Genomic DNA, 25,379 nt, shown 5'->3' with positions numbered 1-25,379 from the left:
AATTTCCTCTCCACACGCGCCTGCGAGGTCAGCTGTCGGGTTCGGGCTGAGAGGTTGCCCGGCCTCGCCTTTCCTGGCTGGAAAGGGTCTGGCTTCACCCCAAGGTTCGAATGTGTTGCTTGTCGAACCGGTGTCAGGTGGAGAACATTTCTGCTCTCACAGAGGACTTTGGGTCCCCCGTCCTTGTCCCTGGAATGCTCGAAAGTGGGAAGTTCCGGTACCCGCGGGACAAGGTTTGGCGCGGCGGGCCGGAGGTGGCCGGAGTTTCCCGGCCGGAATTCACGGTAACGGCTCTCACCGCTCATGTCACCATTTGATAACGCGGCGCGCCGAATGGGATACAAACCCGCCGCGAAAGCGCAGGGGACTCTTCCCAGGTAGTGAAGGATTCCGCAGCGAAGGTTCTCTTGTGGCTATTCCGTTATCCACCCGTAATGTGATGAAGGTCACACCGTTATCGGTGGAGGATTGGAAGCTATGCGTAGTTCACGCGATTGACGTCGACGATCTCCTTGCCCAAAGGCATCAGCGAGATCGGAATCATCTTCAGGTTCGCGACGGCCAAGGGGATGCCGATGATCGTGATTGCCATTGCCACCGCCGTGACAATGTGGCCGATCGCCAGCCAGATACCGGCGATGATCACCCAGATGACGTTGCCGACCATTGAACCGACACCAGCAGTCGGCTTGTCGACGACGGTCTTACCGAACGGCCAGAGGGCATAGATGCCGATTCGGAACGCGGCGATACCGAAGGGGATCGTGATGATCAGAATGCAGCAGATGATGCCTGCCGCGAAGTAACCCAAGGCCAACCAGAATCCACCGAAGACCAGCCAGATTACGTTCAGGAGAAGTCTCATGGTCGGTGACCTTTCGGTTGGGGTGACGGGAGATCAGCGGGCGCGACGACCCGCCCTCAAGGTGTAGACGATGGCCAGCAGAAAACCGACCGGACACGCCAAGGAGATCAAGTACAGCGCCAACCCCGGCGGTGTGTCGCTGAAGATGTTGATCGCGAAGATGGCGACGAGTGCGAGGAGTCCGATGAAAAACAACCCCATCGCGACTCGAAACAAGCCGTTTCCGGTGCCGGAAGTGCTCGGGTTCGGTTGAGTGTCCACATCTACAAGGGTAGTGCCCAGCAAACGTGGGTGCCGAGACCGGTTCGTCACAGGTAGACTGTGAGGCGACTGCGCGTCCCGTCAAGCAAGTTCGGGGCGCGTTCTTTTGCATTCTTCGACCGGAGTCGTTTACTTCGTCCGGGGTGATGCGAGCAGGACCATCGAGGCTCGTACGCGAGCCTTCCGAAAGTAGTGGGACGCCAGTCCCAGACGAGTGATGAGCGGGTGAACGCGGTGCCAACCGGCAAGGTGAAGTGGTACGACGTCGAAAAGGGTTTCGGCTTTCTGTCGCAGGAGGAGGGGGAGGATGTCTATGTACGTGCGTCTGCCCTTCCCGAAGGTGTGGAGGGTCTGAAAGCAGGCCAGAAAGTCGAATTCGGTATGGCTGCCGGTCGACGCGGTCCGCAGGCGCTGAGTCTGAAGGTGCTCGAGCCTGCCCCGTCGCTGCGCGGCGCATCGGCGCAGCGACGTGAGCCGGTTGTCCGCAAGCACACCCCGGACGAACTGCACGGCATGGTCGAAGACATGATCACGCTGCTCGAGGCCAAGGTTCAGCCTGACCTGCGCAACGGCAAGTACCCCGACCGCAAGACCGCGCAGCGGATCTCCGAGGTTGTCCGCGCCGTGGCGCGTGAGCTCGACAGCTGATCGGTACGAGACAAGAAAATGCCCTGCACTCCTCTCGGGACGTGCAGGGCATTTTGTATGTCAGCGGTCAGGCTGTCTTGATCGACCAGATCAGTAGCCCCTGCTCGCTACCTTCGCCGACAGCAAGGTGGATCTCCACTCCCACCAGTTGCTTCTCGGGTTCGGCTTCGACGGTGACTGCCAACGATTCACCGGCCCCGAAGAAGCGAGGCTCACCGGTCTGATTGCCGTCGGCGTCTTCGTAGACTGCCAGCATCGCCCACTCGGCGTCCGAGACTTCCTTCGACAACGACAACTGCAACGGGTATCCCTCGGGCACGTCGAGTTCGTACACATCGCCGATCTGCGCGCACTGTGACAGGTCGATCGTGCAGAACCCGGCAGGCTGAGTCTCGATGGTGCGACCGTGCGCGTACGCGGTGATCTGCGGGAGCCCATCGGGCTCGTCGTTGATGTTCTTGATGATCACGACCAGAACCGAGACGTAGGCAACCAGCGCCACCACCATCAGGACACTGACCGCTGCCACGATCTTCTTTGTTCTTGCGCGCATGATCACTGCGGAGTACTTCCTTGTCCTCGATCGGATTTGCCGGTGTAGATCACTTCGGTCACTTCTTGCTCGGCCAGATCAGGCCGCTTGCCACCGAGCCCGGGCAGAAGTGAGCTGCCTCGGTAACTCAGGAACGTCTGCAGCAGACCGATCGTCAAGAACACCGAGACAACAGTGAACCCGATCCAGTATTCAGTAGGCAGCAGAACGCCCAACGCCCCGCCCAGCACCCAACTGAGCTGGAGGACGGTTTCGGATCTACCGAAACCGGACGCAATAGATTCCTCGGGCAGATCGTGCTGCAGCGACGCGTCAAGAGAGACCTTGGCCAAGGCGCTCGCCGCGGACGCGATCAGTGTCGCGAGCGCGGCCGTCAGCAAGTTGTCGGTCAAAGCCGCGATGACGGCGATGATCCACACCGACGCGGTGCACCGAAGGACGACGAGGGCCGGTCGCCCCAGTTTGAGTCGCGCACCGGCAGCATTGCCACCGAAGTTGCCCAGCCCTGCGGCAGCGCCGACCAGGCCGAGCATCATTGCTTGCTGCAACGGCTCGTGGTCCGTTTTGGATTTGGCGACAAACGCTATGTACAACGTGAGGAAGCCGGTGAGAACGCGAATGGTGCCGTTGCCCCACAGCCCGATGATGACCGCGCGTCCGAGCGGCTGACGCACTTTTGCGCTCTTGATGCCCGAAGCGCGTCCGCCGCCTGTGTGTTGTTCGTCCGGGTGATAGGTGATGGTGGCGGGAACTTCGCCTTCGGTCACCTCGACCCACGACGGAATGCGCATGCTCAGGTAGGCGCCGAACACCGTCACGACCACGGCGAACCAGAGGGCACCAGGCGATTTGAAGGCGAGTGCGAGTGCGCCGGCCACAGCGCCCGCACCGATGGTTCCACCGATCAACCCGAACACGGTGAGCCGCGAATTGACCCTGACCAGGTCTATTTCCGGTGGCAGTACACGTGGAGTCACCGCACTCTTGAGTACCGAGAACGATTTACTGAGCACCATCATGCCGAGGGCAGCCGGATACAGAATCCAACTGTCGAAGTTGAACACGAGGATCAGCGCCAGCACGGTACGAAGTCCGAACGACGCCGCCAGTGCGATTCGGCGGCCCCGCTGCAATCGGTCGAGCATCGGTCCGATGAGGGGAGCGATAACCGCAAACGGAGCGATGGTGATCAGGAGATAGAGCGCGACCTTCGTTTTGTCCTCGCCAGTGGCAGCGGAAAAGAACAGGGTATTTGCCAAGGCCACCGCGAGTGCCGCGTCGGTCGCGTTGTTGGTCATCACCGCGTACGTCAACGCGGTGAGGCCGGACTTGTCCGCGCCGTCGGCTTTTGCGGCGCGCTGGAACGTAGCGATGCCCTTGTTCGTCAGTTCCCGGCTGCGCATCGCGGCCACTCGCGTGACCGTGAGCTTGCGGGGCATTGGCGGGGCTTTGGGCGCGTCGGAACTGCTCTTCGAGCCCGAACTTCTGGCCTCGTCACCATCGCCGGCGTCGTCACGGGAGCCGGGGATCGGGTGAAGCGGAGGTAACGGCGCGCGACGCGCCGACGGCCGCGTCGCCGGTGGGTAATTGTCGTAACCGGGATGCAAAGTCTGCCCTGCGGATTCGTCGGGAATTCGCCGGGTATCGGGGTCGTAGGGTTCGCGCGGTCCGGTCACTACTCAATTCTGTCCTAGTCCGTGATCTGCGACCACGCACACCCCTGACGAGTCGAGGGGAAAGTTGGAAATCACTCGACAAATCGAACTTCGAAGATCTGTGGCCAATACTTTCCGGTCAGGAGAAAACGGTCGGTTCCGGGTATCTGGGCGATTCCGTTGAGGACGTCGACCGGGTTGGCGGATCCGTTGGTATCAAGGCGGCTGCGCAGCGGTGATGCATCGATCACGCCGCTCACGTGCCCGTCAGCTGGATCGATCGCAACGATTGTGTCGGTCTGCCAGACGTTTGCGTAGATGGTTCCGTCGTCGGCGCATTCCAGTTCGTTCAGATCTGCGACCGGCTGACCGCCGCGAGTGACCTCCACCGAATCGGTGACCGCAAATGTGTCCGGATCGCGGAACATCAGCGTCGACGTGCCGTCGCTGGTGACCAACTGATTCTCGAATGCACAGATCCCCCAGCCCTCGGTGGTGAGCGGAAATCGGCCGCGCTCGGTGAGAGTGTCCTTGTCGCGGACAATCGCGACGCCGTTCTTCCACGTCAATTGCCACAGGTCGTCCCCGATCACGGTGATGCCCTCACCGAACAGTGGCGGCGGCAACTCGGCGCGGGCAATATCGGGTCCGGAGACCGGGGTGCCGTCGAACTGCGTCGAGCGCACCCACGATTCTCCGATGCGCCCGGTGCTTTCGTACAGTCTGTCTCCGTCGATCTCGAGCCCCTGGGTGAAGGCTCCGCCGTCGTGGTCGTAGACCTCGATCACCTCGGCGGAGAGCTGTCGAGGAAAGTTGTCGGCCCCGGAATCGGGCGTTCCCTCATCCGTTGTCGAGCACCCCGCAACACCCGATGTGATCACTGCGAGCGCTGAGGCGATGCTGACGAAACCGGCGCGTGACCTACTCATCCGTCCAGCATCGCAGCCCTGTGCGTTGCGTACTTGTGGTGGTGCGGCAAACTGGAGGAGTGAGTGTTGCTACTTCTCCTGAGCGTGCAGTGCCGCGCCCCGTACTGGCCGATGCCGTCGATCTTGCCCGAGCAGCTGTAGTAGAGCTGCGCGAAGGCGGAGTCGGTGCATACCTCGGCGTCACGTCGGAGGATGAATTCGCCGCTACCCATCGTTTTGCAGCAGACCTTCCCGGCTACCGCGGGTGGCAGTGGGCTGTTGTTGTTGCCGCAGGTCCAGACGATACTCGCGCCACCATCAGCGAGCTGGCGTTGCTACCCGGACCGGACGCACTGGTTGCGCCCGAGTGGCTTCCATGGGATCAGCGGATTCGTCCCGGAGACCTGTCGCCAGGCGACCTGCTGGCTCCGCCGGCGCAGGATCCGCGACTGGTTCCCGGCTACGTCGCCAACGGCGACCCGGAGGTCGACGACGTCGCCTTGGAACTGGGTTTAGGACGCAAGAAGGTCATGAGCCTCGAGGGCCGGCTCGACGCGGCTACGCGATGGTCCGAGGGAGAGTTCGGACCAGACTCCGACATGGCGAAGGCAGCGCCGTCGACCTGTGGGCTGTGCGGCTTCTATCTTCCGCTGGCAGGTTCGTTGCACGCCGCGTTCGGCGTGTGTGGCAACGAACTGTCCGCTGACGGCCGCGTCGTCCACGCGAGTTACGGCTGCGGCGCGCATTCCGACACCAGCCTTCCGCTCGGCGCCGGCTCTCCGGCTTTCGACGCCTACGACGACGGAGCCGTCGAGATGTCGAGCACGTCTGCCGCGGGCACCGAAGATTCGGGTTCGGTATCCACCGAGTAGGGGATCCGTTCGGGACCGGCGCGCTCCGCGACGCCACGCTGCGCGCGTGGGCGGAATCGCCGACGCGTCTGCGCGAGGACGCGGCCACTGAATCGGATTTGGCTGCAGCGGGTTACCGCGACAGGTTGCTCACAGAACTGGCACAGAACGCTGCCGACGCGGCGCTGCGGGCCGGGGCGCCTGGTTCCTTGTGGGTTGATCTCGACGGTTCGGTGCTGACTGTTGCCAATACCGGTCGACCGCTCGACGAGGACGGTGTTCATGCACTGACTGCTCTTCGTGCTTCGGGCAAGATCGATTCCACCGATGGTGTTGTCGGGCGCTACGGCGTCGGATTTTCCGCCGTTCGTTCGGTCAGTGACGAGCTCGAGCTGCGGTCGACTTCGGGTTCGATTCGATTCTCCGCCAAGGAAACTCGAAGCGAGATCGAGAAGGCCGGTCTGAAGGTTCCGGAGTCGGGAGTGCCGGCCCTGCGTCTGGTGTGGCCGTCGGAGGCGTCGCCACGCGCCGGTGCCGATTCCGAGGTAGTGCTCACGCTCCGCGACGACGTCGACGGCGGCGCCCTGTTGTCTCGGATGGCACGTGAAGCCGTGGATCTGCTCCTCGAGCTACCGGGTTTGACGTCTATTCGGCTGGGCAACAAAATCTTTGAGCGTACCGAGCGTCTACTGGACTCCGGGCTGATCGAAATCTCGATCGGCACGCAGGTGTGGTGGCAGTACCAGAGTGCCAAGGCCCGCTGGATAGTTCCGGTGAAAAACGGAGTAGTCGCACCGGTCGCCGAAGACGTACTGCGGGCGCCGACGCGATCCGACGAGGAGTTGTCCGTCCCGGCGCTTGTCGTCGCGGATATTGCAATGCAACCGGATCGGCGACGGATACTGCCAGGCGCGTCGATTGCCGCGCTGGCCGAGGGCTACGCGAACTTTGTCGGTGCGTTGCCGACTGATCAGCGCACAGCGCTTGTGCCCGTTCCGGCTTTTGCGCGAAGTGAAGTGGATTCCCTTCTGCGGGAAGCGCTTCTGAAGGAACTTCAGGAAAACGCCTGGCTTCCGGTTGTGGGGGAACCTGACCGGGCGCCGCAGCGGGCATCGGTTGTTCCTGGTCTCACCGACGATTTGGCGGAATTGCTCACCGACGTCATCGGCGGATTGGTTGTTCCCGAACTTTCCGGACCTCGCCATGAGCGGGCTTTGGCGGCGGTGTCGACACATCGGATCGGGTTGGCGCGCATCGCGGAACTGCTCAGCGGACTCGATCAGGAGCCGTCGTGGTGGTACCGGCTGTACGCGGCGCTCGAGCCGTTGGTCGTCGATGCTCTGGCGGTGGAAGAGCTTGGTACGCTACCGGTTCCGCTGTCGGACGGACGAATTGTCACCGGTCCGCGAACGGTGGTTCTCGGTACCGAACTCGGCGATTCGGTGCCGCCGGTGCCCTGGACCCGGCTTGTACACCCGCAGGCATCGCACCCCCTGCTCTCGCGTTTGGGCGCAACGAGCGCGACGGCGACGGATCTGTTGTCCGACCCGGCGTTGCGCGCGCTGATCGAGGATGCTGCCGACCAAGATGATTCCGTAGCAACGGAATTGGCGTCGACGGTTCTTTCGCTCGCCGCGCATGTCGCGCCTGGCGCCGCGCCGTCATGGATCGGCGAAGTGCTGCTACCGGATTCGGACGGAGAGCTGTGCTCCGCGGACCAGTTGCTCCTGCCCGGCGCACCACTGGCGACTGTCCTGGTCGACGACTCACCTTTTGGCACAGTGCAGCCGAGCTTTGTCGAACAGGTGGGGGAGCAGGCCCTGCGCGTCGTCGGCGTCGGCTGGGGTTTCACCGTGTTTCGTGAGGAGTTGCCGTCCGGACCCGATCACGATCTCGATTCCGAGGGTCAGTGGTGGGACACGTTGGGGGAGGACCCCGAGTACATCGAGGCGGTCCGTGACCTCGACCTGGTCGACGAGAACCGATGGGCAGATGCGCTGACCCTGCTGCTGGAGTCACCGGCAACGAGAACCCTGCTCGAGGACCGTCGGGGATACACGGCGTGGTGGCTGCGCTCGCACGCCGAATTGGGCGGCGAGATACTGGGTTTGCTGCGCGCACCACACGATCGCACGTTCGAGGATCTCCTCGATGTCGCCGACCATCCTGGCAGCGAGTATCTGAGCTCCGTCTTGGCGTCCGATACCGTCGACGATCCGGAACTGGCTCAGCTGTTGCTCGATCGGCTCGCGGATCCACTGCGCATGCCCGCACCGGCCGTCATCGCCCGAACCCACCACTTGCTGGCCGACGCTTCGCGGCGGCGCGTCCTCGATCTGGACGAGTTGAGCTTGCCGAGCTTCGTTCGTGGGCTGTCCGGTGAACTTGTCGACCCCGGTGATGCATTGGTTCTCGATCGGCCGTGGCTCGGTCCGGCATTGCCGACACAGCGAATTGTTCTGGGTAGCTTCGAGACGGCGGAAGCATTGGCGGATTTGCTCGATGTCGCGACGGCATCGTCTGTCGTAGGCGGTCAGGTCGTGAGCACGGGCGTGCGAAGCTCATGGGCGGCGCAGCCGCACGCGGTCCTGATGTTTGCGGCGCTCGGACGGGAAGTACCCGGCGGCGAGGTAGTGATTCATCACGAACTCTCCGTCCGGTTGACCGGCGCCGTGGAGGCCACGGTGAGTGTGCCGTGGTGGGTGGACGGTGACGGTATCCATCACGTGATGCGTGTGTGGGCAGCTGCGCAGGGGATATGAGGGGGGAACAGTGTCGTTCGATCAGTGGGTACTTGATTCTGCAGTCGACCAACGGACGCCGTGGCTTGTGGATGTGGTGGATGTCATCACCGACAGCGGTGGAACCTTGGCCGCCTGGATCATCTCGACGGTCCTGACGATCACCTTGTTGATGCGCGGTCGGCGCATCGACGCTCTCCTCGTGGCGGGCTCCATGCTGACCGGACTGCTGGTGATGAGTGGGTTGAAGCGTATTTTCACGCGAACCCGTCCACCGGTTCCGGAGCGCCTGATCGAGATCGACTCGTACTCTTTCCCGTCCGGGCACGCCATGATGACGGCAATTCTTGCGACGGTGGTGGCTGCTGTGATCGTTCGGCTGACGTTGCCGTCGCTCGTTCGAGTCACGATGCTTGTTTCGCTCGCGCTGTACACCGTCGCTGTCGGGTTTTCCCGCGTCTACCTCGCGGCGCACTGGATGACGGACGTCCTGGCAGGGTGGGCGTTCGGTGTCATCTGGGCGGGTGTGTGGATCCTGGGAACCTCTCGCTCGCGACAGCGCCGCCGCGAACCACAGCCGGTCTGATCGCTTCTCAGAGCAGTCCGGCGCCCTGTTGGGCACCTCGACGGCCTCGGCGGGCAGCGCGGCGTTGGAGCCAGAAGAGGCTGTAGCCGAGGAATCCGACGCCGATCCCGGCGTAACAGATGGGCAGTGCTCCCGACCAGCGATCACCGCTGAGGAGGACCACGGCTGTCACGACCACCCACGCCAGCGTGCCGACGACGAGAGCCGGCGCCGGTGCGGACAAACGGTCGATAACGGTTGTTGTGTTGGGCGTCTCGTTCACAAAATTAACGCTACCCGTACCCCTGTGCCCTACTCTCCCTTATGCGACCGGCCTTCGTACGCCGGCACACGGCGGCGCAAGAACACCGGCGACCTATGACAGCGATGGGAAAAAGATGGCGGCACCCGGGAAAATTCTCGATACGTATTTCAAGATCAGTGAACGCGGATCAACGATCTCCACGGAGGTTCGCGGCGGTGTTGTCTCGTTTGTCGCGATGGCGTACATCGTGGTTCTCAACCCGCTGATCCTCGGTAGCTTCTCGGCGGATGACGCCGTCGCAAAGACCGACGTCCTCGGAAACATTCTGCCGGTCAACCAGGTGGCTGCGGTCACCGCCCTGGTTGCCGGTCTGATGAGCATCGCGTTCGGCATCATCGCGAACTATCCGTTTGCGATCGCGGCCGGCCTCGGTATCAACAGCCTGCTCGCCGTCACGATCGCCCCGCAGGTCACGTGGCCGGAAGCCATGGGCCTGGTGGTCATCGACGGCATCATCATCGTCGTGTTGGCGCTCACCGGTTTCCGGACCGCCGTGTTCAACGCGATTCCCAATGCACTCAAATCGGCCATTGCCGCCGGTATCGGCATGTTCATCGCGTTCATCGGTCTGGTCGACGCCGGATTCGTCCGTCGGATCCCCGACGCCGCAGGTACGACGGTCCCCGTCGGGCTCGGTATCAACGGTTCCATCGCGTCGTGGCCGACTGCGGTCTTCATCTTCGGTGTTCTCATCATGGGTGTGCTCGTGGTGCGCAAGGTTCGTGGTGGCCTGCTCATCGGCATCATCGCCACGACCATCCTGGCTGCGATCATCGAAGCGGTTGCAGAGGTCGGACCGTCGCTCGGAACCAACCCCAAGGGCTGGAACCTCAGCGTTCCCGCGATCCCCGACATGTTCGGTGGCATGCCCGACCTGAGCCTGGTCGGGGACTTCAGTCTCTTCGGCGCGTTCACCCGAATCGGTGTTCTGGCAGCCAGCCTGCTCGTGTTCACACTCGTTCTCGCGAACTTCTTCGACGCCATGGGCACGATGACGGGACTCGGCAAGGAAGCCGGATTGACGGACAAGGACGGCAACCTCCCCAATGTGGGTAAGGCGCTCGTCGTGGAAGGCGCCGGTGCCATCGTCGGTGGTGGCGCGTCTGCGTCGTCGAACACGGTGTTCGTGGAGTCGGCGTCTGGTATCGCGGAAGGCGCTCGGACCGGCCTGGCAAATGTTGTGACGGGTCTACTGTTCCTGGTCGCGATGTTCCTGACACCGCTGTATTCGGTGGTGCCGATCGAAGCCGCAGCGCCGGCCCTCGTCATCGTCGGCGCACTGATGATCGGTCAGGTCCGAGACATCGACTTCACGCAGTTCTCGGTTGCGCTTCCCGCGTTCCTGACGATGATCGTGATGCCGTTCACCTACTCGATCGCCAACGGCATCGGCGTCGGATTCATCTCCTGGGTGGTTCTGCACGCTGCTACCGGCGGTGCCAAGAAGATCCACCCGTTGCTGTGGATCGTTGCGGCACTGTTCGTCGCGTACTTCACTGTCGGGCCGATTACCGACGCACTGACGTAAACCTGCAACTGGCTGGTAACCGATAACCCGGCTACCGGCCAGTTGTTGACGTATTGTTCTCGCGTGACCACCGAAACTCGAGCGCTCGCCAGTGATCTGTCATTGGCGGTTGTGCGTCTGAGCAGGCATCTGCGAGGACGACGGGCCGACGCGCAGGTATCCCTGACACAGCTCTCGGCTGTGGCGACACTCTCGCAAGAGGGACCAATGACCCCAGGTGCACTCGCGGCGCGTGAGAAGGTGCAGCCGCCGTCGATGACCAGGGTGGTGGCGTCCCTCGCAGAACTGGGGTTGGTGCAGCGTTCACCCCATCCCACGGACGGTCGTCAGATCATCGTGAGCTTGTCCGACGCAGGTAATGCGCTACTCGCTGACGAGACCCACGCGCGTGAGGCTTGGATGAACGAGCGACTTTCCGACTTGAGCGCCGAAGATCTGGCAACACTTCGCGGTGCTGTCGAGATCATCACAAAGATCGTCAGCGCCTCCGAATAACCGCTTTCCATGGTGTCGCGGTGAGGTAGTTGCTCACGCGAATGATCGCAGGAGCAAGATGGGGTAGTGCCCCGTGACCCCGAATCCGGCATGTTTGCCGCACTCCGCAACCGAAACTACCGTCTCTGGGCGTCCGGGCAGATCGTGTCCCTGGTCGGAACGTGGATGCAACGCATCGCTCAGGACTGGCTGGTTCTGACGCTGTCCGACGGTAATGCACTGGCAGTCGGCATCGTCATGGCATTGCAGTTCGGACCGACGCTGTTCCTCTCGGTGTGGGGCGGTGTCCTCGCCGACCGGTACGACAAGCGGCGCATTCTCATCTTCACGCAGTGGGCGAGCGCGTTGTGTGCCCTGGTGATGGGTGTCCTGGACGTCGGCGGGTTTGTTGCTCTGTGGCACGTGTATCTGATCGCGTTTGCCCTTGGCTGTGTATCGGCGGTGGATGCGCCTGTACGCCAGTCGTTCACCATCGAAATGGTGGGTAAAGAGCATCTGTCCAACGCAATTGCGTTGAACTCCATGACTTTCAACACCGCACGCATTATCGGTCCGGCCATTTCCGGGGTGCTGATCAATCTGATCGGTACGGGTTGGGTTTTCCTGCTCAACGTTGCGACATTCGGTGGTGTGCTTGTCGCATTGGCGCTGATGAATGCGAAGGAATTGATCCCGTCGGAACCCACGCCGCGTGCCAAGGGGCAGGTGCGTGACGGATTCCGATACGTGTGGGGCCGTAAGGACCTGCGGGTCATCATGGTGTCGGTTTTCATGGTCTCGACGTTCGGCCTGAACTTTCCGATCAGCCTCGCGGTGATGGCGCGTACCACGTTCGATCGCGGCGCCGACGCCTACGGATTGCTCTCCACCACACTCGCTGTGGGTACCTTGGCCGGCGCCGCGTATGCAGCCAGACGCAAGGACGCTCCGCGCCTGCGAACGTTCCTCAGCGCGGCAGCGGCGTTCGGTCTCTTCGAAATTGCTGTCGGATTGATGCCCACCTACCCGCTGGTGGCGTTGATGCTGATTCCCACCGGCGCACTGACACTGACCTTCACGACGTCGGCGATGAACATCCTGCAGATGTCGGTGCCGTCGGAGATGCGGGGGCGGGTGATGGGTATCTACATGCTCAGCTTCCTCGGTGGCACCCCACTGGGCAGTCCGATGCTGGGCTGGTTGGCCGACGCCGTCGATCCGCGGGCACCGTTGATCATCGGTGGCGCGATCTCGCTGGTGTCCGCCTCCCTGGCGGGGGTATATCTCCTGCGCAGCGAAGGCCTCAAACTTCGGTTGAAAATGCCCGACGACGGCGGACGCCTGCCGGTGTTCGACCTGCGTCCTGCCGTCGTCTGTGATGCGACCGAGCAAGCGGTGGAAGCTAACCGCGCACCGTGAGCTTTTCTCTCTTCGGGAAAACGGTGTAGCTGAGGGCGATTGCGCCCCACACTGCGAGAACCACGGTGAGTGTGCGGACCCAACTGCTCAGTGCGTCGGTGCGAGAGGCGTCGCCGACAAGGACGATCGCGGCGGTGAGCAGGGCGCACGAGATGGCCCAGGCCAATGCTGCTTTCCCGAATTCACGCCACTCTCGGATCGCTCGCGGCGTCCCGTATTTCGGAGGCGCGACGGGCTTCGGTCCACCGGCAAATCGGTAGGCGAATCGCGCGTCGGCCCACGAGATGAGGCTGTGCCCGAACGCAATGGATACACCGATGTAGGCGGCCGCCAGTCCGTGGCTGGCGTTTGCCTGCCCGCCGCCGCGCAGATCGAGGGCTGTGGCGACCAGAAGTACGACGTCGACCAGGGGAGCGCAGATCAAGAGGCCAGCGCCGACGCCGGGTTTCCGGAACAGGTAGCGAGCAGTCAATCCTGCGGCGATGAAAACCCAGAACATGATCTCGCAGGCAACGATGAGTGTGACGATCATGGGAACTCGTTTCTAGTACGACTGTGTTAGTAATTGGAAACTAGCACAGCTGTGTTAATTTTGTGAAGTGGTGAAACGACCCAGTTCCGAAGAGCGCCGTGAACAGATCGCGGAAGCTGTCTGGCGTGTGATCAGACGCGACGGAATGGCCGCCGCCAGTGTCCGTACCGTCGCCGACGAGGCGGGCATGTCCACGGGCTCCCTGCGCCACTTCTTCGCGACTCAATCCGAGCTCTTGCTCTTTGCCATGGAATTGGTTTCCGTCCGCGTCGAGAATCGAATCGCAGGCATCGAGTTCGATCCCGACATCAGGCGGGCGATACGGCAATTTGCCGAACAATTTGTTCCCCTCGACGCCGACCGCCGCGAAGAGATGCAGGTCTGGGAGGCATTCGCCGCGGCATCGCGAACAGAACCGGACTTGGCGGTGGTCCGGGAGCGGACGGATCGAACTCTGTTCGGGCACTTCCGCCAGTTCGTCGAGGCGTTGAGTGATTCAGGTTTTCTTCGGTCCGGCAGTTCCATCGACAGCGAAGCAATGCGCCTGCACGCGCTGGTCGACGGGCTTGCCGCGCACGGTGTCAACAATCCGGAGAGGGTGAACCCGGCCGCAATCACCGAAGTGCTCGACGCCCATTTCGATTCGCTGATCACCGCAGCCGGGAGCAGTGACTGAGGACGGCATCCGATACGGCACCATAGAAGCCGTGGTTCACGTCATCGATATCTCAGATCCAGCCGATTCCCGGTTGGATGACTTTCGCGATCTCAACTCCTCCGATCGCCGACCCGACCTCCCCGAAGGAAAGGGTTTGGTCATCGCGGAGGGGGTATTTGTCACCCAGCGACTGCTGACCTCGCGTTTCGAGCCGATCAGTCTCCTCGGAGTCGATCGCCGACTGCAGGAACTTGCCGAGGACCTCGACGGTGTTGATGTTCCCTTCTATCGAACCAGTGCGGAGGTGATGGCAGAAGTGGTCGGATTCCATCTCAACCGTGGAGTGCTTGCCGCAGCTGCCAGGCCGACGCCGCTGGCTGTCTCGGACATCCTGCAGGACGCCCGAACAATTGCCATTCTCGAAGGCGTCAACGATCACGAAAACCTCGGCTCGATGTTTCGCAACGCCGCGGGACTCGGAGTCGACGCCGTACTTTTCGGAAAGGGCTGCGCCGATCCGCTGTACCGCCGCTCGGTCCGCGTGTCCATGGGGCACGTACTGCGAGTTCCGTTTGCCCATGTCGAGAAGTGGCCCTACGACCTGGAAGAGCTGCGCAGCAACGGGTTTCAGCTCATCTCGCTAACGCCCAATCCGGAGGCCGTGACACTGGCCGAAGCGATGACCGGAGACAAGGTAGCCCTGTTGCTCGGCGCCGAAGGTCCTGGCCTGACCGAACATGCCATGCGTGCGACGGATATTCGCGCAAAAATCCCCATGGCGCCGGGTACGGATTCACTCAATGTCGCGACCGCCGCCGCAATGGCCTTCTATGAACGAGTCAGGACCCGGCAGTAATGCCGACCGGAACTCCCTGGTTCACCGGTGTTGTGGTATCGATTTTTGCCGCAATGCTGTCCACTGCCGCGGTAGGCGCGTTCAGTCAGGGCCTGGCACACGTCAACGTGTTTCTTGCCGTTGCGGTCAACGTCATCGCGGTGGCCGGCTTGGCTCCCACCGTGTGGCGGTGGCGGGCCGTCCCCATCTGGCGATGGGTGGTTTACGGTGCGGTAGTAGGCATTCCGTTGGGGTGGATAGCCGCGATCGCCTGAGTACTCAGTGGAAGCCGAAGTATCGGGCCAGTCGGCTTCGCTTCTTCGGCTCGGGAGTTGGAGCCTCAGCAGTTGGAGCCTCAGGAATTTGAGCCCGGGGGACTTCCGGCGCGTCGGTGAAATCAGGTTGAGGGGGCTCAGCTGCGACGGGTGTCGGGGGCTTCGGTTCCCTTGCCTTCGGTTCTGTTATCGGTGGATCTGGTTCGGGCGCAACAGCAACCGGTTTTGCCGGCGGAACGGGTGTCGGAGCTGATTGTGGGATCTCAACTGGCTCTGGTGCTGGAGGCTTGGGCTTTGCCTGCTGCGCCTGCTCAGCCTGCTCAGGCTGCTCGGTTGTCGGCACCGTCGCCTTCGGGGCTTCCGACTTCTGGTGAATCTTGAATCCCCACAACAGGATTTGAGTCTTGTCGAGATCGCCCTCGTGCGGCGCACCCGTGTATCGGAATCCCAGCCATTCCGCGTTGGCGGCCTCGGCGAACTGCTGGGGGTGGAACGGCAGTGCTTGCGGATCGGGCAAAATGCCTGGGGGGTAACGCAAGGGGTGCTTGCCCGACCAGTAGGGCAACTCCCAAGTCTGTGGGATGCCGATGTTCTCGACGATGTCGATCGGGAGTGCGCTGAACGAGCGTCGCAGTTGGCCGTTTTCCCAGATGGCAAAGGACCCTTGCGCGCGGTCGGGTGACGAGCTGACCAGGAAGGTGAGCGGCGCGTGCGGCGAAAGTAGCCAGGACTCAGGAAGTTCCGACGGAAGGCACGCGCTCAACTCTGCGCTGGCGACGACGCTGATGTTCTCGTAGGTGCCGATGAAGAGATAGCCGGGTTGTACGGTCGCAGCGATCGACAGCGGGTGTGGGCCGAGAGACTCGAACTCTTTGCCGGGGTGTAGTCGCTGCGCGATCGCGAGTGCCGCGGCCTGGTCGGGCTGCGGGTACAAACTCAGTTCAGCGCGAACGTCATTGTTGTCGACAAACCAAATTGTTGATACACGTGCAGCCACCGATCGCCCTCTCTCCTGAACCCTCGCTGCTTAGAAGAATACGACGAATCGGCCGGTAATCTTGCCTCCGGTCCGCTCCGGGCGGGAGCGTCAGCGGCCGCTGCTACGCACACCGAGGAGAACGTCGTCCCATGACGGAAGGGCGGGCTTTCCGCGCTTGTCCTTGGTCGACGATTGTTGCGGCGCTGCCTTGGGCGTGACGTCTTCGGCAGGTTCCGGGGTTTCTTCTTCTATCTGCGGCTCGGGCTCGGCTTCGACCTCTGCCTTGACCGTCGGAGTCTCCATGCGAGCCGGCGTCTCTACGCTAGTCGGAGTGTCTACCCGAGCCGGGATTTCCGCGACTGGGGGTATTTCGGTGACAACCGTGACAGCGTCGTGAGTCTCGGCTTCAGGGTTGACTTCTTCGTCCGGTTCGAAGTTGTTATCGATCCGTGACAGTTCGGGACGCTCGAAGACCACCGGTGCCAGACCGCGCAGTGGGCGGCCGAAATCCGGATCGATCAAGTCGAATGCAGTGTCGTCGAGCGCGACGATGGTTCCACCGTGCGCGTCCGGCTGATAGCGCCAATGTGCGGCGTTGGTGCTGCGCCCGGCCTGCCATTGCAGCTGAGCCACCCAGTGATTGTCCTCGTCGCGCCAGGCATCCCACGTGGCGTCGTCGATGGTGTGGCCGCGGGCACGAAATGCGTGAGTCACGATTTCTGCGAGCGTCGGCACGGTGGGTCCGTTGTCACGGATCGGGTGCCCACCCTGCGCCATTTCTGCTGCTCGGGAGCGTTCGAGAAGGACGGGGTATGCGTAGCGCTCGACCTTGCTGACCGGGATGCCGGCTTCCTTGGCGACCTGCTGGACGGAAGCGCCGGATCGGATACGGGCCTGGATTTCGCGGGGGCGGAGCTGGCTTTCGTTTTCGATCTCGATCTGGCCGAGTCGAGCTACATCACCCCGGCACGCTGCGCGCAGTTTGTCGTCGGCAGGGAGTCGAAATTTTTGGCCGGTTTCGGCGTCGGCGCACACCACATGCGATCCATCGGGTTCAAGTCCGATCACTCGAAGCTCTCGCACATTGACCTCCCTTATCGCGCCGGCTCGCGACTTTGCGCCGCAGTCAACTGTAATTCATTTGTGATGACCAGCCCGGCAGGACACTCCCGGCAGACCGGTCGCGTACGGATATCAACGCAATCACGCCGCCGGCCTCGACTCGCGGATGGAGTCGAGGCCGGCGGCGTGATACGAGAACTACAGGCGTGGCTCAGCCGAGCTGCGAGACGACCCAGTCGATACTCTTGGTGAGAGCGGTGACATCTTCGGGGTCGATGGCCGGGAACATGCCGACGCGCAACTGGTTGCGGCCGAGCTTGCGGTACGGCTCGGTGTCGACAATTCCGTTGGCGCGCAGGATCTTTGCAACCTCGGCTGCGTCGACGTCGTCGTTGAAGTCGATGGTGCCGACAACCTGCGAGCGGTGTGCCGGATCAGCGACGAACGGCGTTGCGAACTCGCTGGCCTCGGCCCAGTTGTACAGGCGTGAGGACGAGTCGGCGGTGCGTGCGGTGGCCCAGTCGAGGCCTCCGTTGCTGTTCATCCACTCGATCTGGTTGGCGAAGAGCAGCAGCGTTGCCAGTGCCGGAGTGTTGTACGTCTGATCCTTGGAGCTGTTGTCCACGGCGATGGGTAAGGACAGGAAGTCGGGGGTCCAGCGTCCCGAATCCTTGATCTCTGCGACACGCTCGAGGGCGGCCGGGCTCATCAGTGCGATCCACAGCCCACCGTCCGATGCAAAGCACTTCTGCGGAGCGAAGTAGTAGATGTCCGAATCAGCGACGTTGACGGGCAGTCCGCCGGCGCCCGAGGTGGCGTCGATGGCGATCAGGGCGTTCTCAGAACCGGCGGGGCGGGAGACGGGGATCGCAACACCGGTCGAGGTCTCGTTGTGTGCCCAGCCGATGAGGTCGACAGACGGGTCGGAGACCGGTGCCGGTGCGCTGCCCGGATCAGCGGAGACGACGATCGGGTCACCGATGAACGGGTTGGCCTTGGCGACCGAAGCGAACTTGGAGCTGAACTCGCCGTTGGTCAGGTGCAGCGACTTCTCGCGGATGAGGCCGAATGCAGCGGCATCCCAGAACGCGGTGGTTCCGCCGTTGCCGAGGACAACCTCGTATCCCTCGGGGAGGGAGAACAGGTCGGCGAGACCGGAACGAACGCTGGCGACAACGTTCTTGACCGGCTTCTGGCGGTGGCTGGTGCCGAAGACCGAAGCGCCCACGTCGACCAGGGACTGCAGCTGCTCGGGGCGAACCTTGGAAGGACCGCAGCCGAAGCGTCCGTCAGCGGGCTTGAGATCGGCGGGGATGATCGGGGCGGTAGCGTCAGCCATTGGTCAGTGCGTCCTAAACGTCGAGGAACCTTTGCCGGGTTAGTTTAGACGGCTGCGGTGTCGTAGTGGACGGTCGAGGTGCTGCGGCGAGTGTCGAAACGCTTCGTGGGTCCGCAAAATGAGACCCCACCACGCATGAAACAAAAGCTCGAGTACAAGCCGGATGGCGAAAACTTGTTCCTTTGCTATGCGATCTGGAATGTCAACGGCATCTGAATTTTCAGATGCCGTTGACACGCAGAGAGCATCGCGCTCCCAATAAATGAGAACCGTCGTCCAGGGGAAGTGTTCCTACATTCAGCGAATCAGATTGAGGCCATTCCAGTTTCGAGTGAACTCCACGCCCTCGGCCAGCATCGCCGGCATGCTCGGATTCTTGATGTACTCGATGATCGTGCCCGGCATAGCCGCGGACTCGATGTAGGCCACGCTCGTGGATGACGTAGCCCCGGTGAAAACCACGGACAATCCACGCTCGGTGGCTTGGGCCAACTCCGCATCCAAGTCGTCGGTCAATCGCGCAACATGATGCAAGCCGATAAATTTCGTACCGTCGGCATTGTGGTAGGGCGAGGGACCTTCGCTGAGTACCTCGATCAACTCGACCTGAGTGCTTCCGAGTACGCGAAGGCCGCGTTGATGACGATGTCGATATCTTGACCGCGATGGTTGCCTGCCATGTCGAGGTTGCGATAGATCTGCCATGGTCCGACACCGCTCTCTTCGAACCAGGCGTGTACCGCTTCGTCCAGGTTCGACACGAGATACCCAATTTGCATGAACGGTTCGATCGCCTTGTTTTGTGTCATAGCGAGCCACCTTCGTGCCCTTCCGGGGTTGCCGGTGCGGTCATGAGATGGCCGCTGAAATCGCCGACCAAATCGAGCAGCGAGTAGTCGCGGGACGTGAAACGCCATATCCCGCCTGTGCGCTCGAACTCGTCGTGGTACCGCCCGGCGGCGACTACCTGCAGCGGCAGTGCCGAAGTTGCTTGCAGCACAGTGTAATAGGAACGGCACGTCGCACGCCCGGCCTCGTCGTCGATCTCGAGGATGGGATTGGTGATGACATGTTTGGTGCGCGGCGTACCGTCGGCATGGATCTTTATGTTGGTACGCCACAGGTTCAGCAGGCCGGACTCGTCGAGTGCGTCGCCGCTACGGGTACGTATGGTCGCGTGCCGGAATAGCGCCGCGGCTTCTTCGAGTCGACCCCGGTCGATGTTCTCGGCGTATCGGTACAAGAGGTTCGTTATCTCAGTGGCGGAGTTACTCAATTTCCAGCCAGCTCTCTGGTGCAGGGTTGATGGTGTCAGTCGAGGTCCTCGACTGTTGCCATCGGGTACGTGACGGTCTCACGGTTTTCGCACCGATCGACAATGATGATGTCGGCACCTCTTCGGCAAAAGACACTGCGTGAGGCCGCCCTTGGTCTCGTGTGGCTCCGGCGATCAGTGCAACTTTGCCTTCGAATTCGTCCATGAAGGTCCCTCTTTGTCGTGTGGCAGTGAGCCGTACTCGAATCAGTAAGCCAAAGGCTGTGGCTGGAGAGTCGGTGCATCTCGACTATCGAGATGGAGCAGGGCTGAGGGGCGTTGACCCGCACGTGGGGCGCGGGTCAAGGCCCATCGGGACCGTTGCCACGGGTTTAACCCGTTTGGGCAGACGCAGTGCAGGCGCACATGTTGATGCGAGTCCCTGATGCGATATCTCGTTCTTCGAGATGGCGCGTCTGGTCGTTCAGTTGCGGGACGAGTATGTCGTAATCAGCTGACCCGACCGAGAGGACATTGTGGACCTGAGTGTGGAGCAATTTCGACTCGATGGGCGCACTGCTTTGGTGACCGGTTCGGGCCGAGGGGTAGGAGAAGGTATCGCCCGTGTTCTCGGAGCCTGCGGAGCAACAGTCATAGTGAACGATTTACACGCCGACAGGGCTCAGTCGGTCGCCGATGCCATCATCGCCAGCGGAGGATCGGCATTTTCGTCGGTGTTTGACGTGACAGACGCCGCCGCAGTGGAGCAGGCGATAACTGCGCTGGCCGACGACGGGGCCTCCGTCGATATTCTTGTTCACAATGCGGGCATCCCTGACATTGGCGCACGCCCGAATCAATTTGTCGACATGCCGGAGGCGGATTGGCAGCGGCAGATCGACCTCAACCTGTCTGCGATGATGCGAGTCGTCCAGGCGGTACTCCCTGGTCAACTCGCGAACGAGTGGGGCCGCATCATTCAGATATCCTCGGGTGCATCAACGCGAGGTCTTTCCATCGGGGTCTCGGCGTACGGTGCCGCCAAAGCAGGTTCGGAAGCGTTGATTCGACACCTCAGTGTCGAGTGTGGTTCGCGCGGAGTAACCGCGAATGCGTTGGCGTTGGGGATGATGGAGGGGCTCGGTGATGTTGACGACCCTGCGCTGGAGAGGATGATCCGTCAGATTCCGATCGGCAGGCTCGGTCGTGGCGCCGATGTCGGTGCAGCGATCCTCTGGCTTTGCAGCGAGGCAGGGGGCCTGGTCAACGGGCAGGTTATCCATCTTAACGGTGGAACGGTATTTGGACGCTAAACATTTCGGCTGATAACCAGCCGAAATTCTCGGATGTAACCCTCTCGGTGAGCCGGGGCGAAATTCTTGGACTCATCGGTCCGAGTGGAACCGGCAAGAGCACCCTTCTGAGGTGCATGAACCTACTCGAGATCCCTTCCTCGGGCGAAGTTCAGCTTGCCGGCCAAACGCTCTTCAAAGAGCGCACGCTGTTGAACGCGCGTGAGCTCATTGTGCTTCGCAGGTCACTGGGGATGGTGTTTCAGCACTTCAATCTCTTCCCGAATATGAATGCGCTCGAAAACGTGGTGCTCGCCCAAGTACGGGGGCTCGAGCGTAGCCGCGCCGAGGCAGAGGCTCGAGCAGTGGACCTGCTGACGCGAGTCGGACTGAAGGACGCGATGCACCGAATGCCGTCCGAACTCTCAGGAGGCATGCAACAGCGCGTCGCGATCGCCCGCGCACTCGCACTCGATCCGAAAGTCCTTCTCCTTGACGAGCCCACCTCGGCCATCGACCCGGAGCTGCGCATCGAAGTGGGGTCGGTGGTTTCGGAGCTGGCAGAGAGCGGCGTGACGATGGTGCTCGTGACCCACGAGCTCGATTTCGTCAGGAAAGTCGCTACGAAGGTTGCCGTTGCAGGCGTCTTGAGTGCTGGTCTGATTGCGACATTGTCGGCGTGTGCATCTGACGGGGGCATGAAACTCGTGGTCTTAGTCAAGGACGTGCCCGACACCTCCGGGGAGCGGACGCCGCGCGAAGAAAGTCGGCGAATTCTGGGGGTCGCAGAGGCCGCCGATGAGGGGCGGCACCACGGGTAACTCCCGTGTTCGTTGCCGATCTACATGGCGACCACGGACGTGGAACAACGTTCTGTTCCAGCAGATTCCGGCCGTGAAGGATGGACGTTCATTGTCCTAGGCAGCAACTCGACATAATTCAACCGGCCGGGTACCTCGTAGCGAGGTACCCGGCCGGTTGAATTGTGCTGCGGAGAAACTTACGAGTGGCTGATCTGATCCCAGCCCTCGACGGACTCGGGAGTACGCGGTGCCGGGCCGGTGTAGATGGCTGCCGGGCGAACCAGTTTGCCGAGGCGCTTCTGCTCGAGGATGTGCGCACACCAACCAGCGGTGCGGCCACACGTGAACATGGCAGGCATCATGTGCGCGGGAACCTCGGCGAAGTCCAGGATGACGGCAGCCCAGAACTCGACGTTGGTCTCGATCGCGCGATCGGGACGACGCTCACGCAGTTCTGCCAGCGCTGCCTGCTCGAGAGCTGCGGCAGCTTCGTAGCGGGGAGCATTGAGGCGCTTCGCGGTAGCGCGGAGCACGCGGGCGCGGGGATCTTCGGCGCGGTAGACGCGGTGCCCGAAGCCCATCAGCTTTTCCTTGCGGTCGAGGATTCCCTTGACCAGTGCGCGGGCGTCGCCGGTCTTCTCGGTCTCTTCGATCATCGGGAGCACGCGGGCCGGTGCGCCGCCGTGCAGCGGGCCGGACATCGCGCCGATGGCGCCGGACAGTGAAGCGGCGACGTCGGCGCCGGTGGACGCGATGACGCGGGCCGTAAAGGTGGACGCGTTCATGCCGTGCTCGGCTGCCGAAACCCAGTACGCGTCGATTGCCTCGACGTGCGCGGGATCGGGCTCACCCTTCCATCGGACCATGAAGCGTTCGGTGACCGTCTTGGCCTCGTCGATGCGCTTCTGCGGAACTGCCGGCTGGTAGATGCCGCGAGCGGACTGCGCGACGTAAGACAGGGCCATGACGGACGCGCGGGCGAGCTGATCGCGAGCGGTGTCGTCGTCGATGTCGAGGAGCGGCTCGTAACCCCAGATGGGGGCCAGCATCGCAAGTCCGGCCTGGACGTCGACACGGACGTCACCGGTGTGGATGGGGAGGGGGAACGGCTCGGCCGGCGGCAGGCCGGGGCCGAAACGGCCGTCGACGAGCAGTGCCCAGACGTTGCCGAAGGTCACCTTCTGGCCGACCAGGTCTTCGATGTCGACGCCGCGGTAACGCAGTGCGCCGCCGTCCTTGTCAGGTTCGGCGATATCGCTGGTGAAGGCTACGACGCCTTCGAGTCCGCTCACAAAATCGTCCGGTATTGCTGCGCTCGCTGCCATTCTCGTGGACTCTCCTCGTTCGAGTGCGCCAGGTCTTCAGTCGCACTGCCTCAGCTTCCGTGACTGCGCCTCGGTGCTCGCAGGGATGAGCACGCACCGTGTTTCGTACTGCGCAATCGTCTGGTCCCGATTCGGCTGCTGTCGCTGGTGCGGCTCGCGGTTCGGATCGGGTCTAGCCACGGCAAACTTTAGCGCGTCCCGAGTAGTCGGTGGCCGGTTGGTACCCGGGAGTAGCGTTCTGGGCTGTGTCGAAGGAACGTCAGGACCCGGTGGTGGTGAACAGTGAACTCGCTGCGATGCGTGTGGGGTACCCGCAACCAGGCAGTGAATCGGAGGCCGTGCACGATCGGATGCGCGTCGAGTTGGACGTGAGTCAGGTTGCCGACGGTTGGTTGCCGCTGATGCGTCAGTGGCTGTTGGATGCCGTCGAGGCGGATGCGCCGGAACCGAATGCGATGACGCTTTCGACTCTCGGCGAGGACGGTCACCCCGCGTCGCGGACCGTGTTGTGCAAGGGGCTCTCCGAGGAGGGGGTCCTCTTCTTCACCAATTACGGTTCGGACAAGGCCAGGCAACTCGACGCCCATCCGTATGCGTCGGCCAATTTCACCTGGCTGACCCTGGCTCGCCAGGTCACTGTTCGAGGTGCAGTCGAGCATGTGAGTCCGCAAGTGACGCAGGAGTATTGGCGAACCCGTCCGCGAGGATCGCAGCTCGGAGCGTGGGCGTCCCATCAGTCGCAGCCCGTCGAATCACGCGCCGTCTTGGACGAACAACTCCGTGAGGTGGCCGCACGCTTCGGCATCGACGGAGAGATTCCCGTGCCGCCGCACTGGGGCGGGATTCTGATCCGGCCGGAGTCCGTCGAGTTCTGGCAGGGCCGCGCCAACCGTATGCACAATCGGGTCCGCACCACCGTCGTCGACGGTCAGTGGTCCGCAGTTCGTCTCCAACCGTGAGGCGGGTTCTCGCGGACACGACTCCGCTCGAAAATCTCGACTACCGCCGCCTGTGGACCGCCGGCATCGTCACCGTTATCGGCGCCCAGCTCAGTGTTGTGGCTGTTCCGCAACAGGTGTACGAGATCACGCGCAGTTCGGCCTATGTCGGTCTGACCGGAATCTTCGGTCTCGTCCCGCTGATCGTTTTCGGGTTGTGGGGCGGTGCCCTCGCCGACGTGATGGATCGGCGACGGCTCCTGATGATCACGTCGATCGGACTCGGCGTCACGTCGGTGCTGCTGTGGATACAGGCGGCGCTCGGTGTGAACAACGTGTGGCTCGTGCTTGTGCTTTTCTCCGTGCAGCAAGCGTTTTTTGCGGTCAATCAGCCGACACGCGCGGCGATCATTCCGAGGTTGATACCGGGTAGGCAGCTGCCTGCTGCGAACTCGCTGAACATGACGGTTGTGCAGTTCGGCGCGATCGCTGGTCCGATGCTTGCCGGAGTGCTCATTCCGACTGCTGGGCTGCAATTGCTGTACCTGCTCGACTCGATCTTCCTGCTCGCCACACTGTGGGCGGTGTGGAAGTTGCCGGCGATTCCGCCGACAGGCACGTCGCGACGGGCCGGTCTGAGCGAGGTCCTTGGCGGCTTTGCCTATCTGGCCACGCAGAAGGTGCTGCTCGCGTCGTTTGTCGTCGACATCATCGCGATGGTGTTCGGGATGTCGCGGGCACTGTTCCCGGAAATCGCGCACGAATCGTTCGGTGATCCCGTCACCGGAGGCTTTGCCCTCGGACTGTTGTTCGCCGCGATGTCGGCGGGAGCCGTTCTGGGCGGCGTGTTCTCGGGCTGGCTACCGCGGGTGGAGTACCAGGGGCGTGCTGTCTTGATCTGCATCGCGTTGTGGGGACTGTCGATGGTCGGTTTCGGTGTGGCCGTGTACTACGCCAGTCCCGGATCCAGCGTGCTTCTGCTCTGGGTGGCCGTCGCGTTCCTCGCGGTCGGTGGCGCCGTGGACATGATTTCAGCGGCGTTCCGCAGCACGATGCTCCAGCAGGTCGCGACGGACGACATGCGTGGTCGACTCCAAGGCGTCTTCATCGTGGTTGTCGCGGGTGGTCCGCGTATCGGCGACGTGGTGCACGGCGCTGCTGCCTTCCTGTTCGGAACGGGGGTGGCGGCGGCAGGCGGTGGCGTTTTGGTGGTAATCGGCGTCGTCGTGTCGGCGATCATGTTCCCGACATTCGTCGCTTACAGGGTGGGACGCGCCGTCTGACGTCCTAGTA

28 protein-coding genes, 1 pseudogene and 1 riboswitch are annotated in these 25,379 nt (G+C 62.4%); of the genes and pseudogenes, 14 read left to right on the top strand and 15 right to left on the bottom strand.

Annotated features, from left to right (window positions below; translation table 11 throughout):
* Position 1: 1 nt before the first annotated feature.
* Positions 2–220: riboswitch (cyclic di-AMP (ydaO/yuaA leader) on the bottom strand.
* A 255-nt stretch (positions 221–475) separates the two neighbouring features.
* Together FEZ60_RS05955 and FEZ60_RS05950 are read right to left on the bottom strand one after the other, a co-directional pair.
* Complete coding sequence (locus FEZ60_RS05955; RefSeq protein ID WP_045069009.1) at positions 476–865, bottom strand: YccF domain-containing protein; 390 nt, start codon at positions 863–865, stop codon at positions 476–478.
* 33 nt (positions 866–898) lie between these two features.
* Entirely contained in the window at positions 899–1,126 is a 228-nt protein-coding gene (locus FEZ60_RS05950; RefSeq protein ID WP_033234089.1) for a membrane protein, read from the bottom strand.
* Positions 1,127–1,360: 234 nt separating this feature from the next.
* On the opposite strand from FEZ60_RS05950, the gene FEZ60_RS05945 reads away from it, so the two are divergent.
* On the top strand, positions 1,361–1,774 hold the full coding sequence (locus FEZ60_RS05945) for a cold-shock protein (RefSeq protein WP_165826321.1): 414 nt from the start codon (positions 1,361–1,363) through the stop codon (positions 1,772–1,774).
* A gap of 67 nt (positions 1,775–1,841) precedes the next feature.
* Here FEZ60_RS05945 and FEZ60_RS05940 read toward each other — a convergent pair whose 3' ends face one another.
* The 3 genes from FEZ60_RS05940 to FEZ60_RS05930 all read right to left on the bottom strand — a co-directional run bounded on the left by FEZ60_RS05940 (position 1,842) and on the right by FEZ60_RS05930 (position 4,911).
* Positions 1,842–2,327 (bottom strand): DUF2771 domain-containing protein, encoded by a 486-nt coding sequence (locus FEZ60_RS05940; RefSeq protein ID WP_033234362.1) that lies wholly within the window; start codon positions 2,325–2,327, stop codon positions 1,842–1,844.
* A gap of 2 nt (positions 2,328–2,329) precedes the next feature.
* Positions 2,330–4,003, bottom strand: coding sequence for an MFS transporter (locus tag FEZ60_RS05935; RefSeq protein ID WP_172935733.1), 1,674 nt, complete (start codon positions 4,001–4,003; stop codon positions 2,330–2,332).
* Positions 4,004–4,074: 71 nt separating this feature from the next.
* Positions 4,075–4,911, bottom strand: coding sequence for a glutaminyl-peptide cyclotransferase (locus tag FEZ60_RS05930; RefSeq protein WP_172935732.1), 837 nt, complete (start codon positions 4,909–4,911; stop codon positions 4,075–4,077).
* A gap of 38 nt (positions 4,912–4,949) precedes the next feature.
* Between FEZ60_RS05930 and FEZ60_RS05925 the strand changes: the two genes are divergently transcribed.
* The 3 genes from FEZ60_RS05925 (at position 4,950) to FEZ60_RS05915 (ending at position 9,068) form a co-directional block, all read left to right on the top strand.
* The gene (locus tag FEZ60_RS05925) at positions 4,950–5,762 is read left to right on the top strand and encodes a DUF3027 domain-containing protein (RefSeq protein ID WP_033234092.1); all 813 of its coding nucleotides are present in this window, start codon (positions 4,950–4,952) and stop codon (positions 5,760–5,762) included.
* Between the two features lie 68 nt (positions 5,763–5,830).
* On the top strand, positions 5,831–8,503 hold the full coding sequence (locus FEZ60_RS05920; RefSeq protein WP_172935973.1) for an ATP-binding protein: 2,673 nt from the start codon (positions 5,831–5,833) through the stop codon (positions 8,501–8,503).
* 10 nt (positions 8,504–8,513) lie between these two features.
* Positions 8,514–9,068 carry a phosphatase PAP2 family protein gene (locus tag FEZ60_RS05915; RefSeq protein WP_033234094.1) on the top strand — a complete coding sequence of 185 codons (555 nt, stop codon included), beginning with the start codon at positions 8,514–8,516 and terminating at the stop codon, positions 9,066–9,068.
* A gap of 7 nt (positions 9,069–9,075) precedes the next feature.
* Here FEZ60_RS05915 and FEZ60_RS05910 read toward each other — a convergent pair whose 3' ends face one another.
* Positions 9,076–9,330 carry a DUF2530 domain-containing protein gene (locus tag FEZ60_RS05910; protein WP_033234095.1) on the bottom strand — a complete coding sequence of 85 codons (255 nt, stop codon included), beginning with the start codon at positions 9,328–9,330 and terminating at the stop codon, positions 9,076–9,078.
* Between the two features lie 115 nt (positions 9,331–9,445).
* Between FEZ60_RS05910 and FEZ60_RS05905 the strand changes: the two genes are divergently transcribed.
* The 3 genes from FEZ60_RS05905 to FEZ60_RS05895 all read left to right on the top strand — a co-directional run bounded on the left by FEZ60_RS05905 (position 9,446) and on the right by FEZ60_RS05895 (position 12,793).
* The gene (locus FEZ60_RS05905) at positions 9,446–10,900 is read left to right on the top strand and encodes an NCS2 family permease (protein ID WP_033234096.1); all 1,455 of its coding nucleotides are present in this window, start codon (positions 9,446–9,448) and stop codon (positions 10,898–10,900) included.
* Positions 10,901–10,963: 63 nt separating this feature from the next.
* On the top strand, positions 10,964–11,395 hold the full coding sequence (locus FEZ60_RS05900) for a MarR family transcriptional regulator (protein WP_033234097.1): 432 nt from the start codon (positions 10,964–10,966) through the stop codon (positions 11,393–11,395).
* Between the two features lie 90 nt (positions 11,396–11,485).
* The gene (locus FEZ60_RS05895; protein WP_095888700.1) at positions 11,486–12,793 is read left to right on the top strand and encodes an MFS transporter; all 1,308 of its coding nucleotides are present in this window, start codon (positions 11,486–11,488) and stop codon (positions 12,791–12,793) included.
* On the opposite strand, the gene FEZ60_RS05890 is transcribed toward FEZ60_RS05895, so the two are convergent.
* Complete coding sequence (locus tag FEZ60_RS05890; RefSeq protein ID WP_033234098.1) at positions 12,777–13,325, bottom strand: hypothetical protein; 549 nt, start codon at positions 13,323–13,325, stop codon at positions 12,777–12,779. The two genes, FEZ60_RS05895 and FEZ60_RS05890, sit on opposite strands and share 17 nt — an antisense overlap.
* Positions 13,326–13,395: 70 nt before the next feature.
* On the opposite strand from FEZ60_RS05890, the gene FEZ60_RS05885 reads away from it, so the two are divergent.
* Genes FEZ60_RS05885 through FEZ60_RS05875 form a run of 3 tightly spaced genes read left to right on the top strand, consistent with a single transcriptional unit; the run spans position 13,396 to position 15,093 of the window.
* A complete protein-coding gene (locus FEZ60_RS05885; RefSeq protein WP_080711726.1) occupies positions 13,396–14,001 on the top strand; it encodes a TetR/AcrR family transcriptional regulator in 606 nt (201 codons plus the stop codon).
* 31 nt (positions 14,002–14,032) lie between these two features.
* Positions 14,033–14,839, top strand: coding sequence for an RNA methyltransferase (locus FEZ60_RS05880; protein ID WP_045069787.1), 807 nt, complete (start codon positions 14,033–14,035; stop codon positions 14,837–14,839).
* Positions 14,839–15,093 carry a DUF2537 domain-containing protein gene (locus tag FEZ60_RS05875; RefSeq protein ID WP_172935731.1) on the top strand — a complete coding sequence of 85 codons (255 nt, stop codon included), beginning with the start codon at positions 14,839–14,841 and terminating at the stop codon, positions 15,091–15,093. The genes FEZ60_RS05880 and FEZ60_RS05875 overlap by 1 nt, the downstream gene beginning before the upstream one ends.
* Positions 15,094–15,097: 4 nt before the next feature.
* Here FEZ60_RS05875 and FEZ60_RS05870 read toward each other — a convergent pair whose 3' ends face one another.
* The 7 genes and pseudogenes from FEZ60_RS05870 to FEZ60_RS32400 all read right to left on the bottom strand — a co-directional run.
* Positions 15,098–16,090, bottom strand: a complete 993-nt coding sequence (locus tag FEZ60_RS05870; RefSeq protein WP_072782607.1) for a hypothetical protein — start codon at positions 16,088–16,090, stop codon at positions 15,098–15,100.
* 90 nt (positions 16,091–16,180) lie between these two features.
* Positions 16,181–17,155, bottom strand: a complete 975-nt coding sequence (gene sepH / locus FEZ60_RS05865) for a septation protein SepH (RefSeq protein WP_095888373.1) — start codon at positions 17,153–17,155, stop codon at positions 16,181–16,183.
* A 190-nt stretch (positions 17,156–17,345) separates the two neighbouring features.
* Positions 17,346–18,473, bottom strand: coding sequence for a phosphoserine transaminase (serC, locus tag FEZ60_RS05860; protein WP_033234102.1), 1,128 nt, complete (start codon positions 18,471–18,473; stop codon positions 17,346–17,348).
* Positions 18,474–18,770: 297 nt separating this feature from the next.
* Positions 18,771–19,073 carry a VOC family protein gene (locus FEZ60_RS05855; protein ID WP_172935730.1) on the bottom strand — a complete coding sequence of 101 codons (303 nt, stop codon included), beginning with the start codon at positions 19,071–19,073 and terminating at the stop codon, positions 18,771–18,773.
* Positions 19,070–19,282, bottom strand: a complete 213-nt coding sequence (locus FEZ60_RS05850; protein ID WP_172935729.1) for a VOC family protein — start codon at positions 19,280–19,282, stop codon at positions 19,070–19,072. The genes FEZ60_RS05855 and FEZ60_RS05850 overlap by 4 nt, the downstream gene beginning before the upstream one ends.
* Positions 19,279–19,749 carry a nuclear transport factor 2 family protein gene (locus FEZ60_RS05845; RefSeq protein WP_172935728.1) on the bottom strand — a complete coding sequence of 157 codons (471 nt, stop codon included), beginning with the start codon at positions 19,747–19,749 and terminating at the stop codon, positions 19,279–19,281. The genes FEZ60_RS05850 and FEZ60_RS05845 overlap by 4 nt, the downstream gene beginning before the upstream one ends.
* Before the next feature lie 41 nt (positions 19,750–19,790).
* Positions 19,791–19,954: pseudogene (locus FEZ60_RS32400) on the bottom strand (SDR family mycofactocin-dependent oxidoreductase); the annotation flags it as partial.
* Positions 19,955–20,264: 310 nt separating this feature from the next.
* Between FEZ60_RS32400 and FEZ60_RS05840 the strand changes: the two are divergent.
* Positions 20,265–21,041, top strand: a complete 777-nt coding sequence (locus tag FEZ60_RS05840; RefSeq protein WP_045069028.1) for an SDR family NAD(P)-dependent oxidoreductase — start codon at positions 20,265–20,267, stop codon at positions 21,039–21,041.
* The gene (locus FEZ60_RS05835; RefSeq protein ID WP_172935971.1) at positions 21,029–21,841 is read left to right on the top strand and encodes an amino acid ABC transporter ATP-binding protein; all 813 of its coding nucleotides are present in this window, start codon (positions 21,029–21,031) and stop codon (positions 21,839–21,841) included. The genes FEZ60_RS05840 and FEZ60_RS05835 overlap by 13 nt, the downstream gene beginning before the upstream one ends.
* A 179-nt stretch (positions 21,842–22,020) precedes the next feature.
* On the opposite strand, the gene FEZ60_RS05830 is transcribed toward FEZ60_RS05835, so the two are convergent.
* Positions 22,021–23,148, bottom strand: a complete 1,128-nt coding sequence (locus FEZ60_RS05830; RefSeq protein WP_033234104.1) for a citrate synthase 2 — start codon at positions 23,146–23,148, stop codon at positions 22,021–22,023.
* A 245-nt stretch (positions 23,149–23,393) separates the two neighbouring features.
* On the opposite strand from FEZ60_RS05830, the gene pdxH reads away from it, so the two are divergent.
* A complete protein-coding gene (gene pdxH / locus FEZ60_RS05825) occupies positions 23,394–24,107 on the top strand; it encodes a pyridoxamine 5'-phosphate oxidase (RefSeq protein ID WP_045069790.1) in 714 nt (237 codons plus the stop codon).
* On the top strand, positions 24,104–25,369 hold the full coding sequence (locus tag FEZ60_RS05820; RefSeq protein WP_033234105.1) for an MFS transporter: 1,266 nt from the start codon (positions 24,104–24,106) through the stop codon (positions 25,367–25,369). The genes pdxH and FEZ60_RS05820 overlap by 4 nt, the downstream gene beginning before the upstream one ends.
* Positions 25,370–25,379: the final 10 nt, after the last annotated feature.

This window comes from Rhodococcus sp. MS16 (assembly GCF_013277795.1).
Taxonomy (GTDB): Bacteria; Actinomycetota; Actinomycetes; order Mycobacteriales; family Mycobacteriaceae; genus Rhodococcus_F; species Rhodococcus_F globerula.
This window is presented reverse-complemented; position numbering and strand designations above follow the sequence as displayed.